The sequence below is a fragment of the Streptomyces californicus genome (assembly GCF_000717645.1).
Lineage (GTDB): Bacteria > Actinomycetota > Actinomycetes > Streptomycetales > Streptomycetaceae > Streptomyces > Streptomyces californicus.
On the sequence record NZ_JNZZ01000005.1, the window covers coordinates 39,587 to 53,893 of the forward strand.

General features: G+C 73.8%; 10 protein-coding genes and 1 tRNA gene. 8 read left to right on the forward strand and 3 right to left on the reverse strand.

Annotation, left to right across the window (positions count from 1 at the left end; all coding sequences use genetic code 11):
• The first annotated feature begins 193 nt into the window (after positions 1-193).
• Entirely contained in the window at positions 194-1,093 is a 900-nt protein-coding gene (locus IF19_RS0108335) for a DUF11 domain-containing protein (protein WP_030116553.1), read from the forward strand.
• Positions 1,094-1,298: 205 nt separating this feature from the next.
• Here IF19_RS0108335 and IF19_RS0108340 read toward each other — a convergent pair.
• Positions 1,299-1,371: transfer RNA gene (locus tag IF19_RS0108340), tRNA-Arg, on the reverse strand.
• A gap of 306 nt (positions 1,372-1,677) precedes the next feature.
• Here IF19_RS0108340 and IF19_RS0108345 point away from each other — a divergent pair.
• From IF19_RS0108345 to IF19_RS0108375, 7 genes are all read left to right on the forward strand, one after another.
• Positions 1,678-3,321, forward strand: coding sequence for an ATP-binding protein (locus IF19_RS0108345; protein ID WP_030277548.1), 1,644 nt, complete (start codon positions 1,678-1,680; stop codon positions 3,319-3,321).
• A complete protein-coding gene (locus tag IF19_RS0108350) occupies positions 3,318-5,177 on the forward strand; it encodes a YfjP family GTPase (protein ID WP_030277546.1) in 1,860 nt (619 codons plus the stop codon). Before IF19_RS0108345 ends, IF19_RS0108350 begins: the two co-directional genes overlap by 4 nt.
• A 182-nt stretch (positions 5,178-5,359) precedes the next feature.
• Entirely contained in the window at positions 5,360-5,821 is a 462-nt protein-coding gene (locus IF19_RS0108355; RefSeq protein WP_030116558.1) for a single-stranded DNA-binding protein, read from the forward strand.
• 187 nt (positions 5,822-6,008) lie between these two features.
• Positions 6,009-7,502: a Cys-Gln thioester bond-forming surface protein gene (locus IF19_RS0108360; RefSeq protein ID WP_030277545.1), complete on the forward strand. Its 1,494-nt coding sequence runs from the start codon at positions 6,009-6,011 to the stop codon at positions 7,500-7,502.
• A 122-nt stretch (positions 7,503-7,624) separates the two neighbouring features.
• Positions 7,625-9,289, forward strand: a complete 1,665-nt coding sequence (gene ettA / locus IF19_RS0108365) for an energy-dependent translational throttle protein EttA (RefSeq protein ID WP_078580975.1) — start codon at positions 7,625-7,627, stop codon at positions 9,287-9,289.
• A gap of 5 nt (positions 9,290-9,294) precedes the next feature.
• Positions 9,295-9,717: an acyl-CoA thioesterase gene (locus IF19_RS0108370; RefSeq protein WP_030116562.1), complete on the forward strand. Its 423-nt coding sequence runs from the start codon at positions 9,295-9,297 to the stop codon at positions 9,715-9,717.
• Positions 9,714-10,427: a DUF8010 domain-containing protein gene (locus tag IF19_RS0108375; RefSeq protein ID WP_030116563.1), complete on the forward strand. Its 714-nt coding sequence runs from the start codon at positions 9,714-9,716 to the stop codon at positions 10,425-10,427. The genes IF19_RS0108370 and IF19_RS0108375 overlap by 4 nt, the downstream gene beginning before the upstream one ends.
• A 20-nt stretch (positions 10,428-10,447) precedes the next feature.
• Here the strand turns inward: IF19_RS0108375 and IF19_RS0108380 are convergent, their stop codons facing one another.
• Positions 10,448-11,461: an ABC transporter ATP-binding protein gene (locus tag IF19_RS0108380; RefSeq protein WP_030277543.1), complete on the reverse strand. Its 1,014-nt coding sequence runs from the start codon at positions 11,459-11,461 to the stop codon at positions 10,448-10,450.
• A complete protein-coding gene (locus tag IF19_RS0108385) occupies positions 11,458-14,307 on the reverse strand; it encodes an ABC transporter permease family protein (RefSeq protein WP_030116565.1) in 2,850 nt (949 codons plus the stop codon). Before IF19_RS0108385 ends, IF19_RS0108380 begins: the two co-directional genes overlap by 4 nt.

Genomic DNA, 14,307 nt, shown 5'->3' on the forward strand with positions numbered 1-14,307 from the left:
GCCGGGCCCCGCCGTCCGCACACCTGACCGGACCGTGCCCCGGGGCCCGCTCCGCTCGTTGGGACGGCGACGGGACAGGGGGCCGGTCCGGGGTCCCACCGGCGGAACACCGAGCCGCCCATCCCCCTGCGACACGTGCGGCCGCGCACCCGTACCGCGCCCGGCCCGCACCTTTCGCCCAAGGAGTACGCCGATGAAGCGTTCAGCCTCCTCATCGAACCGCCCCCGACGCCCGCGCGGACTCGCGCGCGTACCAGCCCTGTTGACGGCGTTCCTGTTCGCCGTGACGGGCCCGCAGTTCCTGCCCGCCCCCGCGTACGCGGTCTCCCACATCAGCGTCTCGTCCACCACCGTGGCGGCCGGCGAGACCCTCACCATCGACTTCAACGGCACCGCGGACACGCCCAGGACCGGCGCCGGCGAGAACTTCTACTCCGGTTCCACGGACCTCGGCACCCTCGACACGTTCACCACGATCGAGTCGTGCACCGGCAACACCGCGCTCTGCCACGAGGTGGAGGGGTACGGCCCGCGCGTGCCGCTCGGCGACCTGGACGGCGGCGAGGCGTTCAGCGGCTCGATCACCCTGCGCGTCGACCCGGAGACCCCCTCGGGCACCTTCGTCCTGCGCTACCAGCTCTACGCGAACGGCGGCGAGGCCACCGCGGACGGCCCGGTCATTACGGTGACCAACACGCCGGCCGAAGCCGACCTGGAGGTCGGCCTGGGCGCGCGTCCGCGGTTCGGTGTCCTGGTGCCCGCCCTGTCGTACACGCTCAGCGCCCGCAACCACGGCCCCGAGGACGCCACCGACGTCACCGTGACCGCGACGCTCCCGGCGGGGAGGACGGCCACGGACCTCTCCGCCGGCTGCACCTCCGCCCCCGGCACGGTCACCTGCGTCCACCGGGACATCGCCGAGGGCGCCGAGGCGGTCTCCACGTTCAGCCTCCCCGTCGAGCTCCTCGACTTCGGCACGGTCGCCGTCTCCGCGACCCGTACGGCCTCGTCCCCGCACGACCCGAACCCGGCCAACGACACCTCCGCCGCCACCTGCGCGGTCATCTCCATCGCCCTGGCCCACTGCGCCTGACCGGCCCCACCACCCGCCGCTGCCCCGACCGAGTCGGCGGCAGCGGCTTTCATCTGTCAGGGCGCCTCCCGGATCACCGTGCCGCCCCGCTTACGCCGCCATGACGCCGCGCCCGCTAGCGTCCGGAAGGCGGACGCCCGTCGGCGTCCCGGAGAGACGGAAAGGCCCTCCGGTGCGGAGGGCCTTTCGGTGGTGCGCGGTCGTGCGCCCCCGGCAGGACTCGAACCTGCGGCCAAGCGCTTAGAAGGCGCCTGCTCTATCCACTGAGCTACGGGGGCCGGGAGTCCTGATCGGTGGTTCCGTGGCCGTGCCGGGACAAGGATAGGGCTCCGATCCCCTGGACCCGGTTGCTTCACCTGCGTGGCACGATGTGGAGGTTCAGTGAAGCGAACCGATAATCGCAGGTAGGTGCGATTCCTGCATCGGTTTTCGCCCACCTCGCGCCGGGTGTTGTGCAGTCGTTATGCCCCGGCCCCCTCCGCCCTCCCTGTCCGGGGTCTGTCAAGAGGGTGGAACCGCCGCGCAGGAAGGCCCATACGCTTCAAAAAGGCTTCAAAATTGGGCATTCTTCGCATGTGGCGACCATGGACGTACGGCCCCAGCTCATCGACGCACTTTCCGCCCTGCGCGACCGTGTCGCCGCCGTGCGTCTCCCACTGCCCCTGCCGGGGGCCGAACGCGCCCGGCAGACCAGGGCCGAACTCCTCGCCCAGCTCGACGACTACCTCCTGCCGCGCCTCAAGGACCCCGAGGCACCGCTGCTCGCCGTGATCGGCGGGTCCACCGGGGCCGGGAAGTCCACCCTGGTCAACTCCCTGGTGGGGTGCCGGGTCAGCGAGGCCGGGGTGCTGCGGCCCACCACCCGGACCCCGGTGCTCGTCTGCCACCCCGACGACCACCACTGGTTCGCCGGAGTACGGGTCCTGCCGCAGCTCACCCGGATCTGGCTGCCGCCGGGGCAGACGCCCGACCCGGACGGGCTCGACGACCTCGCCGCCCGGGGCGGCGACGGGGAGGGCGCCCTGCGGGTCGAGACCGCCGTCAGCGTGCCCCGGGGGCTGGCGCTCCTGGACGCCCCCGACATCGACTCCCTCGTCGTCCGCAACCGCGTCCTCGCCGCCGAGCTCATCTGCGCCGCCGACATCTGGGTGATGGTGACCACCGCCTCCCGCTACGCCGACGCGGTGCCCTGGCACATGCTGCGTACCGCCAAGGAGTACGACGCCGCCCTCGTCACCGTCCTCGACCGGGTGCCCCACCAGGTGATCTCCGAGGTCTCCCGGCAGTACGCGGCCCTGCTGACCCGGGCCGGACTCGGCGACGTACCCCGCTTCACCATCCCCGAACTGCCCGAGTCCACCGGCGGCGGCAGCGGGCTGCTCCCCGTCAGCGCCGTCGCCCCGCTGCGCGCCTGGCTCGCCCACCGGGCCCAGGACCCGGCCGCCCGGCAGCAGGCCGTCGGGCGCACCGCCTCCGGCGTCATCGAGTCGCTCAACGTGCGGATGCCCGCCCTGGCCTCCGCCGTCGCCGCCCAGTACGCCGCCTCCGTACGGCTGACCGGAGTGGTCGAGGACGCGTACGCCAAGGAGGCCGACCGGATCCGCCGCAGACTCCGCAGCGGCGCGGTCCTCTCCGGGGGAGCGCGGACCCGGTGGCGCGGCTACCCGCTCTACAGCTCGCCCGACGAACTGCTCGACGCCCTCGTGGACAGCCTCGTGGCCCTGCTCCAGTGCTCGGTGTCCGCCGCCGACGAGCAGATCCGCACCCAGTGGCGCCGCGAGCCGGCCGGCGCGCACTTCCGGTTCGAGGACGCCGGGCGCGCGACCGGCTGCTGGGGGCCCGCCGAGGACGCCGAAGGGCGGATCGCCGTCGCCGTACGCCGGTGGCGCCGGGTCCTGGAGGAGCTGGCCGAGGAGGAGGCGGGCAAGCTCGACCGCAGCGTCGCCCCCGCCCCCGAGAACGTCGCCGCCCTCCTCGCCGCCGCCCTCCTCGGCGGACGGCGGGCCCGCGCGGCGGGGGAGCAGCTCGCCGAACGCATCGGCGCGCAGGGCGCGCTGCGCCTGCGCGACAAGGGCGGCGAACTGCTGACGACCTACCTCGACCAGGTCCTCGGCGGTGAACGCGACCGCCGCCTCGCCCCACTCGACGCGCTCGACACCGCACCCGAACCCCAGGCCGAACTGATCGCCGCGCTTTCCGTACTGCAGAAGGAGAGGTGGCAGCGATGACTGCCGTCACGGACGAGGACCAGGGCAACGACAGCGGCACGCGGAAGGCGGACGGGCGGTGGGACGACGGGCTCATCGCCCGGCGCGCGGCGGCCGCCGCGACCCGCGGGACCGCCGAACCCGTCCCCCGCGCGCCCGCCGACGACGAGCCGGACCCGCAGGTCGAGGCGTACGCACCCGCCGACGGGCCGCTGCCCACCCGGCTCGACGCCCTGCGCGAACTCGTCGGACTCTCCCGCGCCCGGCTCGACCGCGACACCCTCGCCGAGGCGGGCCGCGTCCTGGACGAGGCGGCGGCCCGGCAGCGGCTCTCCTCCCGGCACACGGTCATCGCCGTGGCGGGCGCCACCGGCAGCGGCAAGTCGACCCTGTTCAACGCGCTGGCCGGGGCCACGATCTCCGACACCGGACTGCGCCGCCCCACCACCTCCCAGCCCATCGCGTGCAGCTGGACCGACGGGGCCGCCGGGCTGCTGGACCGCCTGGCCGTCCCCGGCCGGCTGCGCCGCAGGCCGCACCCCGGGCCCGCCGCCTCCGACGAGGCGCTGCAGGGGCTCGTCCTGGTCGACCTGCCCGACCACGACTCGGCCGCCACCGAGCACCGCGCACAGGTGGACCGGGTCCTGGCCCTGGTGGACGCGGTGATCTGGGTCGTCGATCCGGAGAAGTACGCCGACGCCGCCCTCCACGAACGCTATCTGCGCCCGCTCGCCGGCCACGCCGAGGTCACCTTCGTCGTCCTCAACCAGACCGACCGGCTGCCCGGCGAGGCGGCCGACCTCGTCCTCGACGACCTGCGCCGCCTCCTCGACGAGGACGGCATCGCGCTCGGCGAGCACGGCGAACCCGGTGCCACCGTCATGTCCCTGTCCGCGCTCACCGGGGACGGCGTGCCCGAACTCCGCGAGCTGCTCGGCCGCTTCGTCCAGGACCGCACCGCCGCCACCCGCCGCCTCTCCGCCGACGTCGACGCGGCGGCGGCCCGGCTGCGCCCGGTGTACGTCGCCGGCGGGCGCGCCGGCCTCGGCGAACGGGCGCGCGACGCGTTCACGGACCGGCTGGCCGAGGCGGTCGGCGCGGCGGCCGCCGGGCAGGCCGCCGAGCGGGAGTGGCGACGCAACGCGAGCCGGGCCTGCGGGACGCCGTGGCTGCGGCTCTGGCGCTGGTACGAGAACCGGGGCCTGCCCGGCAGCCTGGACCGGATGGGCCAGGCCCTCACCCCGCCCGAGGAGGAGCTGACGGCCCGGCAGCGGGTCGAGCAGGCGGTGCGGACCGTCGCGGACGACGCGGCGGAGGGGCTGCCCGGGCCCTGGGCGCAGGCGGTGCGCGAGGCCGCGTTCACCGGGGCGGAGGGGCTGCCCGAGGCGCTCGACGACCTGGCGGTCAGAGCCGGGGCGCCGGGCGCCGGCAAGCGCGGCGGGGAGACGGAGACGGAGACCGGGCGGGACACGGGCGCCGGTGCTCAGCCCGGCGGCGCGCGGCCCGCGAAGCCGCCCCGGCCGAAGTGGTGGCCGGTCGCCGTGCTGGCCCAGGCGTCGATGACGCTGCTGCAGATCTTCGGCGGTCTGTGGCTGGTCGGGCAGATCGTCGGGGTCCTGGAACCGGGGCTCGTCACCCCCGCCCTCATCATGCTGGCCGGGGTCGTCGGCGGGCCGCTGGTGGAGTGGGCCTGCGCCGCCGCGATCCGGGGGCCGGCCCGGCGGTACGGGCAGGACGCGGAGCGGCGGCTGCGCGAGGCGGCGGCCGGATGCGGCCGGGCCAGGGTCCTGGACCCGGTCGCGGCCGAGCTGGCCCGCTACCGGGAGGTGCGCGAGCGGTACGTGACGGTGACGAAGTTCTCCACAACCGGCCGGTAGTCCACAGGCCCCGACGCGATTCCCGTCCCGCGCCCACCATGGAGTCCGACACGGTGTCCGGTGCCACCCGGCGCCGTGTGACGGCTCGTCCCGCCGTGGGGTTCGTCCCACCGGGCGACGGGTCCCACCGTGCGGAGAGGGCGTCTCACCGTGCGACGAGGAAGAGGAATGCGGGGCGGGAAATGAACGAGACCTTGGTGACCCTGGTGGGCAACGCCGCGACGGCGGTGGAGTTCCGGGAGACGGCCGGCGGCGGAATGGCGCGATTCCGTTTCGCCGTCACTCCGCGGCGTTGGGACCGCGAGAAACAACGCTGGACGGACGGCCGCACCAGCTTCTACACCGTGTGGTCCTGGCGGACGCTCGCGGCCAATCTCGCCGGTTCCGTTTCGGTCGGGGAACCTCTGGTCGTGCACGGCAGGTTGAAGGTCCGCGAGGAGGAACAGGCCGGTCAGCGGCGTACGTTCGTCGATGTCGAGGCCATCGCCGTGGGCCATGACCTGAGCCGGGGCACGACCGCCTTCCGCCGGACGGCCCGGCCGGAAAGCGATCTGACGGAACGTCCGGAAAACGTCACGGAGGGCGATGCGAAAGGCGTGCCGAATCAACCGGAACGCGCCGCCGTCCTGGCCGGGGTGTCTTGAAAGGGCTGTTGCGGGAAGGTATCCCGCGATAACGATTCCGATTCGGAATGGTTGGCGAAGGGCGGTACGGGGGACTCCTCTTCGCCCGTTCCTTAGGATTCCAGTGCTCACGGGTCACTTGGGTCTGCTGGCGAGGCAATCCCCACACGCGCACCACGCGCCAGGGCCTCGCCCGGAGGGGAATTCTGTGTTTTCTGCGTCTTCAGCGTCCGCTGCGTCGTCCGGCACGACGGGGGCGCCCCCCGGCCGCGGAATCCTCCGCCCGGCCGCCGCGCTGCTGCTCTCCGGCCTCGTCGCGGCGACCGCGCTCGTGGGCGCCGGGCCGGCGGCGGCGGACGAACCGGGCCGCCACCACGGCGGCGCGGCGGCGGTGCTCGACGGGCTGAAGACGTTCGACAGCGCTGTGCTCCGCGTCAAGGGGAGGAACGGCGAGCCCGACCGGACTCAGGAGGTCGCCGCCGGACTCTTCGAGATGACGGTGGACGGCGGCGGCAAGCTCAAGACGTACTGCATCGACCTCCACAACCCCACCCAGGACCAGGCGAAGTACCTGGAGACCCCCTGGGCCGAGACCTCCCTCAACAGCAACCGGGACGCGGGGAGGATCCGCTGGATCCTCCAGCACTCCTATCCGCAGGTCGACGACCTCGCGGCGCTCGCGAAGGCGGCGGGCACGGGCCCCCTGACCGACCGGACCGCCGCGGCCGGCACCCAGGTCGCCATCTGGCGCTACTCGGACGGCGCCGACATCACCGCCCGGGACAAGCAGGCCGAGAAGCTCGCCGACTGGCTGCACCGCAGCGCCCGCACGGTGAAGGAGCCCCGGCCCTCGCTGACCCTGGAGCCGGCCGCCGTCTCCGGCCGGGCCGGCGAACGCCTCGGCCCGGTGACCGTGCGCACCGACGCGGACCAGGTCTCGGTGGCGCCCGCGGCCGACGCGGCGGCCGGCGGCGTCCGCGTCACCGACGAGAAGGGCGTCACCGTCACCGACGCGGCCGACGGCGACCGGCTCTACTTCGACGTGCCGAAGGACACCGCCGACGGCACCGCCTCCCTGGGCGTCCAGGCCACGGCCTCCGTGCCGGTCGGCCGGGCCTTCGCCGGGACCGACCGCACCCAGACCCAGATCCTGGCCGGCTCCAGTGAGTCCACCGTCACCGCCCGCGCCACCGCCACCTGGGCCGAGACCGGCGCCGCCCCCGCGCTGACCGCGCGGAAGAACTGCGCCGAGGGCGGGGTGGACGTCACGGCCGCCAACCGGGGCGACGAGCCGTACACCTTCGAGCTGGCCGGGGCCGAGCACACCGTGGCCGCCGGGGAGACCCGCACGGTGACGGTCCCGGTCGCCGAGGACCAGGCGTACGACGTCACCGTCACCGGGCCCGCCGGGTTCAGCCGCACCTTCACCGGGGTGCTGGACTGCGCCACCAGCGGCAGCGTCCTGGAGAAGGAGAGCGAGGCGACGGCGGGCGCGGGCAACGACGTCGGCACGCGGAGCGCCGAGCAGTCCGTCCCCGCCACCACCGGCTCCAGTACGTCGGGGCTGGAGGGCGACCTCGCCGAGACCGGCGGTTCCCGCGCCACCTCGACGATCGCGACCGTGGCCATGGGCCTGATCGTCCTGGGCGGCGGGGCCGTCTTCCTCCTCCGCCGGAAGCAGCCGCACGCCCACGGTGAGTGAGCCCCGCCCGTCCGCCCACCGGCGCCCGGGCGCCGGTGGGCGGACGGGTTTCCTTCCGGGGGCGGGTGTCAGGCAAGATGGGTGTATCTGCCCACACCTCTATTGCTGCCGGACGGTTTCTCTTGGCTGAGTACATCTACACCATGCGCAAGACGCGCAAAGCGCACGGCGACAAGGTGATTCTCGATGACGTCAATCTGAACTTCCTGCCCGGCGCGAAGATCGGTGTCGTGGGCCCCAACGGCGCCGGCAAGTCCACGGTGCTGAAGATCATGGCGGGCCTGGAGCAGCCGTCCAACGGCGACGCCTTCATCTCGCCCGGGTTCAGCGTCGGCATCCTCATGCAGGAGCCGAAGCTGGACGAGGAGAAGACCGTCCTGGAGAACGTGCAGGACGGCGCCGCCGAGATCATGGGCAAGCTCAAGCGCTTCAACGAGGTCGCCGAGCTGATGGCGACCGACTACTCGGACGCCCTGATGGAGGAGATGGGCAAGCTCCAGGAGGACCTGGACCACGCGAACGCGTGGGACCTGGACGCCCAGCTGGAGCAGGCCATGGACGCCCTGGGCTGCCCGCCCGGCGACTGGCCGGTCACCAACCTCTCCGGCGGCGAGAAGCGCCGCGTGGCGCTCTGCAAGCTCCTCATCGAGGCCCCGGACCTGCTCCTCCTCGACGAGCCCACCAACCACCTCGACGCCGAGTCGGTGAACTGGCTGGAGCAGCACCTCTCGAAGTACGCGGGCGCCGTCGTCGCGGTCACCCACGACCGGTACTTCCTGAACAACGTCGCCGAGTGGATCCTGGAGCTCGACCGCGGCCGCGCGATCCCCTACGAGGGCAACTACTCCACCTACCTCGACAAGAAGGCCGCCCGCCTCAAGGTCGAGGGCCGCAAGGACGAGAAGCGCCAGAAGCGCCTCAAGGAGGAGCTGGAGTGGGTGCGGTCGAACGCCAAGGGGCGCCAGACCAAGTCCAAGGCCCGTCTCGCCCGGTACGAGGAGATGGCGGCCGAGGCCGACAAGATGCGGAAGCTGGACTTCGAGGAGATCCAGATCCCGCCGGGCCCGCGCCTCGGTTCCATCGTCGTCGAGGTCGAGCACCTCTCGAAGGCGTTCGGCGACAAGGTCCTCATCGACGACCTGTCCTTCACGCTGCCCCGTAACGGCATCGTCGGCGTCATCGGCCCCAACGGCGCGGGCAAGACCACGCTGTTCAAGATGATCCAGGGCCTGGAGACGCCGGACAGCGGCTCGGTCAAGATCGGCGACACGGTCAAGATCTCGTACGTCGACCAGTCCCGCGCCAACATCGACCCGAAGAAGACCCTCTGGGCCGTCGTCTCGGACGAGCTGGACTACATCAACGTCGGCCAGGTCGAGATGCCGTCCCGCGCCTACGTCTCCGCGTTCGGCTTCAAGGGCCCGGACCAGCAGAAGCCGGCCGGCGTCCTCTCCGGTGGTGAGCGCAACCGCCTCAACCTGGCGCTGACTCTCAAGGAGGGCGGCAACCTGCTGCTCCTCGACGAGCCCACCAACGACCTCGACGTCGAGACCCTGTCCTCGCTGGAGAACGCCCTCCTTGAGTTCCCGGGCGCCGCGGTGGTCATCTCCCACGACCGCTGGTTCCTGGACCGGGTGGCCACGCACATCCTCGCCTACGAGGGCGACTCCAAGTGGTACTGGTTCGAGGGCAACTTCGAGTCGTACGAGAAGAACAAGATCGACCGGCTCGGCGCGGACGCGGCCCGCCCGCACCGTGCCACGTACAAGAAGCTCACGCGAGGCTGATCGTCTTGGCCCGTCATCTCTACAGCTGCCCCCTGCGCTGGTCGGACATGGACGCCTTCGGCCACGTCAACAACGTGGTCTTCCTCCGCTACCTGGAGGAGGCGCGCATCGACTTCATGTTCCGGCTGGCGCCCGGGGACGGTTCCCCGTCGTTCTCGGGCGGGTCCGTCGTGGCCCGTCACGAGATCGACTACGTACGGCCGCTGGTCCACCGGCACGAGCCGGTGACTGTCGAGTCCTGGGTCACCAAGATCGGCGCCGCGTCGCTGACGATCGCCTACGAGGTCAAGGACCCCGACCAGGTGTACGTACGCGCCTCGACCGTCGTCGTCCCGTACGACCTGGCGGCCGGGCGGCCCCGGCGGATCACCGCGGAGGAGAAGTTCTTCCTCCAGCAGTACCTCGCAGAGGAGCCCGCCGCGGCATGACCGTGCCCGTGCAGTCGCTGCTGTTCGCCGACCCGAGGGAGGCGGCGGATCTCGCCGCCTTCCTCGGGCGGCTGCTCCACTACGACCGGGCCGCCGCGGTCCGGTTGCAGGCGGGCGGCGGCGACGCGCTGGCCGTGTTCGGCCGTCCGCCCTCCTTCGAGGTCCTCGCCATCCGCGCGGCCCGTCTGGCCGGCCCCGCGACGCTCGACGTCACGGTGTCGGCCGGTGAGCTGCTGGAGTCCCTCGACCCGGACGGCGCGAGCGGTGCGGGCGGCGCGCTGCCCGCACCCGTGACCGGGCCGCCCTGGACCGGTGTCCTGCCGCCCCGGGGGCCCTGGCACGAGGAGGCCGGTCTGCCCCGGCCCGACGCCCTGCGCACCGCGCTCGACCTGGCCGTCGCCGAGTTCCGCACCCGGGACGAGGCGCTGCCCGACGACCGGCGCACCCGCGCCGAACGCGACCGCATCGGCCGCGAGATCTGGTCCCGGCAGGTCGGCGTGACGGGGTTGCCCCTGCGTGCCGTGCACGCCGCCCAGTCCCTCGGCTTCCTCCGCCCCGCCCCGGACTTCCCCGTCTCGCTGCTCTCGGCCGGCGGCGCGGGCGGCTGGCTGCGGCTGCGGACCCCGTTCGGATCGATCGCGCTGCGCCGCGACCCGGTCGGCGGTCTGGGCGGGCCCGGCGGGCTCACCCTCTCGGTCGGACGCGGCTGAGACGCAGCGTCCCGCGCGGGTCAGTCCGCCGCGGGACCGTCCGTCTTCTCCCCGGCCCCGTGCGCGTCCGGCCAGACGCCGATGTGGTCCTGCTCCAGCTCCAGCAGCACCCGGTGCTCCATGCCCAGCGCCTGCGTGTAGTCAGCGGGAAGCTGGAGCCGCCCCGCCCGGTCGAGCATCGCGTACTCCCGGGCCACCTGGGACTCCTGGCCCGTCGCCGCGTCCACCTCCGTGCGGCGCAGCACCTCGGAGGACGTACGGCCGTCGCGGATGGCCACCGTGCGCCGCACCTCGTTCGCGACCGCCTGGTCGTGGGTGACGATCACGATCGACGTGCCCAACTCCTCATTGGCACGCCGGAACGCGGCGAAGACCTGCTCCCCGGTGGCCGAGTCCAACTCGCCGGTCGGCTCGTCCGCCAGCAGCACCGACGGAGAGTTGGCCAGCGCCACCGCGATCGCCACCCGCTGCTGCTGGCCGCCGGACAGCTGCTGGGGCCGCCGGTCGCGGCACTGCTCGATGTCGAGCATGGCGAGCAACGACTCGGCGCGGGCCGCCCGTTCGCGCTTGCCGGTGCCCCCGTGCAACTGCATGGGCAGCGTGATGTTCTGGATCGCGGTGAGGTACGGGAGCAGGTTGCGGGCCGTCTGCTGCCAGACGAACCCGACCACGTCCCGGCGGTAGCGCAGCCGTTCCTTGGGGCCCATCGACAGCAGATCGCAGCCCGCGACCTTCGCCGATCCGGCCGTCGGCACGTCCAGCCCCGCCAGGATGTTCATCAGCGTCGACTTGCCGCTGCCCGACGCCCCCACCAGGGCCATCAACTCGCCCTCCCGGACCAGGAGATCGAGTCCCTGGAGCGCCTGCACCTCGACGCCGTCCGTGGTGAAGATCCGCACCACGCGGTCGCAGGCGATCAGCGCGTCGTGTCCGTAGGACGGCCGGTCCCGGCGGGCCGCGGCCCGCCGCTCCAGCTCCTCCAGCGTCGTTCCGGCCGCTCCGGCCGTGCCTGCCGTCTCGGTGGACGAGGTCATCGGGAGTCTCCTGCCCTGAGTTCGGTGATCGATCCGCGGCGGCTCGCCCACCACGCCTGCACCCCCGCGACCGCCGCGGTGAGCACCACCACCCCGGCGGCGGGCAGCCCCAGCGACCAGAGGTCGGTGCGCAGCGTGACGGGGCTGGTGTCCGATCCGGCGGCGCCCGCGAGCGCCAGCGGGACCAGATCGATGCCGGGGGAGAGCAAGGCGATGGCCGCCCAGCCGGTGAACAGGCCGCCGCCCGCCGCCAGCACCGCCTGCGGCGTCGCCTCGAACGCCAGCAGCCGCCTGCCCTGTGCGGTGGTCAGCCCCATCGTGCGCAGCCGCGCCAGCAGCGTCTTCCGCTCCGGGGCGGTCTGGAGCAGCGACAGCAGGACGGCCAGCAGCGCGTACCCGGCGCCCGCCGCGACGGCCGTGAGGTAGATCCGCTCGGCCCCCGCCTGCATCGGGGTGTCCACATACCGCGCGCGCTCCTCCGAACGCAGCTGAACGGAGTACTTCTCGCCGCCCCCGATGACCGCAGCCCGCAGCTTCCCCGGGTCCGGCGTCCCGGTGAGGAGCAGCGTGGTGGGCGCGCCCCGCTCCAGCGACCGGGAGTCCACGATCAGGAAGTCGGTGGGGGAGACCGCCGCGGCGCGCTCCGTGGTCCCCACGACCCGTACCGTGAAGTCGCCGGAGAGCGTCTTGAGCGCCCGCGGCTCCTTGCCCAGTCGGGCCGCCACCCCGGGGGAGGCGATGACCGGCAGCACCCGGTCGGAGCCGTCGCCCGCCGTACGGGCCCCGGCGCCGTCCGGCCGCAGCCGCTCGTCCGGGAATTCCGGCAGCCCGGCGGCGCGGGCCGCCCGCGCGTACGACGCGGGGTCCACGCCCACCAGGGCCGCCACCCGGGAGTCGGTGGCCGCGCCCGCTTCTGTACCGGAACCCGTCCCCGTACCGCCGTCGCCGTCCGCCGCGGCGGCGTCGGAAGCGGGCGCCGGGAGGGCGATGCCGTACTCGACGCGTACCGGCGCCGCGTTCCGTACGCCGTCCAGCCCGCTCACCGTGCGGACCAGGTCCTCGGGGAGCGTCGTGCGCTCGCTCCGGCCGCTGATCCGGGCGTCCGCCCCGACCGACGCCAGGGCCGCGTCGTCCCGCGCGTCCCCGATGCCGGCGACCACCGAACCGCCGAACGCCGCCGTGGCCAGTGCCAGCAGCAGGGCGAGCAGCGGCAGCGCGCCACCGGCCGAGGACCGTCCGGCGCGCGCCAGCGAGAGGAAGCCGATCGCTCCGCGCAGCCGGGCCATGGGCCGGGTGGCGAGCCGCAGCGGCAGCGGGTGGAGCCGTACCAGCACCAGCGCCGCGATCAGCGCGACCAGCACGGGCGCGGCGCTGACCAGCAGGTCGGTGCCGCCCTCGGTGGACGTGCCGCGACGGCGCAGCGCGGTCACGGCGGCGACCGCCAGGACGAGCAGGGTCAGTTCGACGACGGTGCGACGGCGGGAGGGCCGTGCGCTCACCATGTCCTCGCGAGGCGTGCTGAGGACCGGCCGGATGTGCTGGAGCGTCGTCCGCAGCGGCAGGGCGACGCACACCAGCAGCCCGACCCCGGCCGCCGCCAGCGCCCCCGGCCACCACCGGCCCTCGCCCACGAGCAGCGTCGCGAGCAGCAGACCGAGCGCGGTCGCGGGCAGGACGGTCACCGCGGTCTCCGCCAGCAGCCGGCCGCCGATACCGCGCAGCGAGCCGCCGCGCGAACGCATCAGCGCCAGTTCGGCCCGGCGGCGGCCGGCGACCAGGGCGCCCGTCATCAGCAGGACGACGGCGGCCACCGAACCGATCCCGAGGGCGGCTACCGCGATGACGGGGCTGATCGCGTCGCGCATCCGCGCGTTGGCCTCCACGAGGTGGCCGAGCCCGGTGCCTACCACGGCGGTGCCGCCGGCGATCTCGCGCACCTTCAGCAGCCCGGGGCCGCTCTCCAACGTGGCGACCGCGGCCCGCAGCCGGGACCCGTCGGGCCCGGTGAGCGCGGTGGCGTCCGGCGGGACACGCCAGTAGAGGGCGGGCTCGGCGGCCGTGCCCAGCAGGACCGGGCCCGCGTCCTTCGCCAGCAGCACCGTCCCGGTCCAGAAGAACACCGGGAAGGGGCTCCCGGGATCCGGGACCAAGGACGGCGAACGCATCAGCGGATCGGCGGACCAGTAGGAGCCGAGCGGATCACGCGGCGCGATGATGCCGGTGATCGTCACGGTGACCGTCTTCCGGAGGGAGGCGGGCAGCGCGATGGTCGCCCCGACCTTCACCTTCAGGAGGGACGCCGTCTCCTCGGTGACGACGCCCTGGACCGCGCCGGACTTCTCGGTGACCTCGGCCGGCGTGGCCGGCCAGGCGCCCTCGACCAGGGTGGCGTGCTCCTCCAGCCCGGACTGGGCCGCGTACGAGAGCCTCGGCGGTACGGCGTCGGGCCGCGGCAGCCACGGCTCGGTCGCGACCACTGCCTTGGTGGTGCGCACGCCGTACGCGACGGACGAGGTGTCGGCGCGCAGCGGGGCGGGAAGGGCCTTGAGCAGCTTGCCGCCGACCCGGGCCAGTTCGTCGCTCCGCGTCGCGGCCTCCCGCTGCTCCTGCGGCAGTTCGAGACCGGGCTGCGGCCGGGCGATCTCCACGACGCTGCGGCTCGGGGGCGCCGTCGTGATGTCGTGGCGCAGCCCCTTCGTCTCGTACGCGTCCACGGCCCGCGGGAACGCCGCGGCCAGGAACGCCGTCACCAGCACCAGCACCGCGAGGGCCGACGCCGCACCGGGCGCGGTCCGCAGCCGGGTTCTGATCCAGGGGGCCTCGGAGGCCCGCTTGCCGTCGCTCAT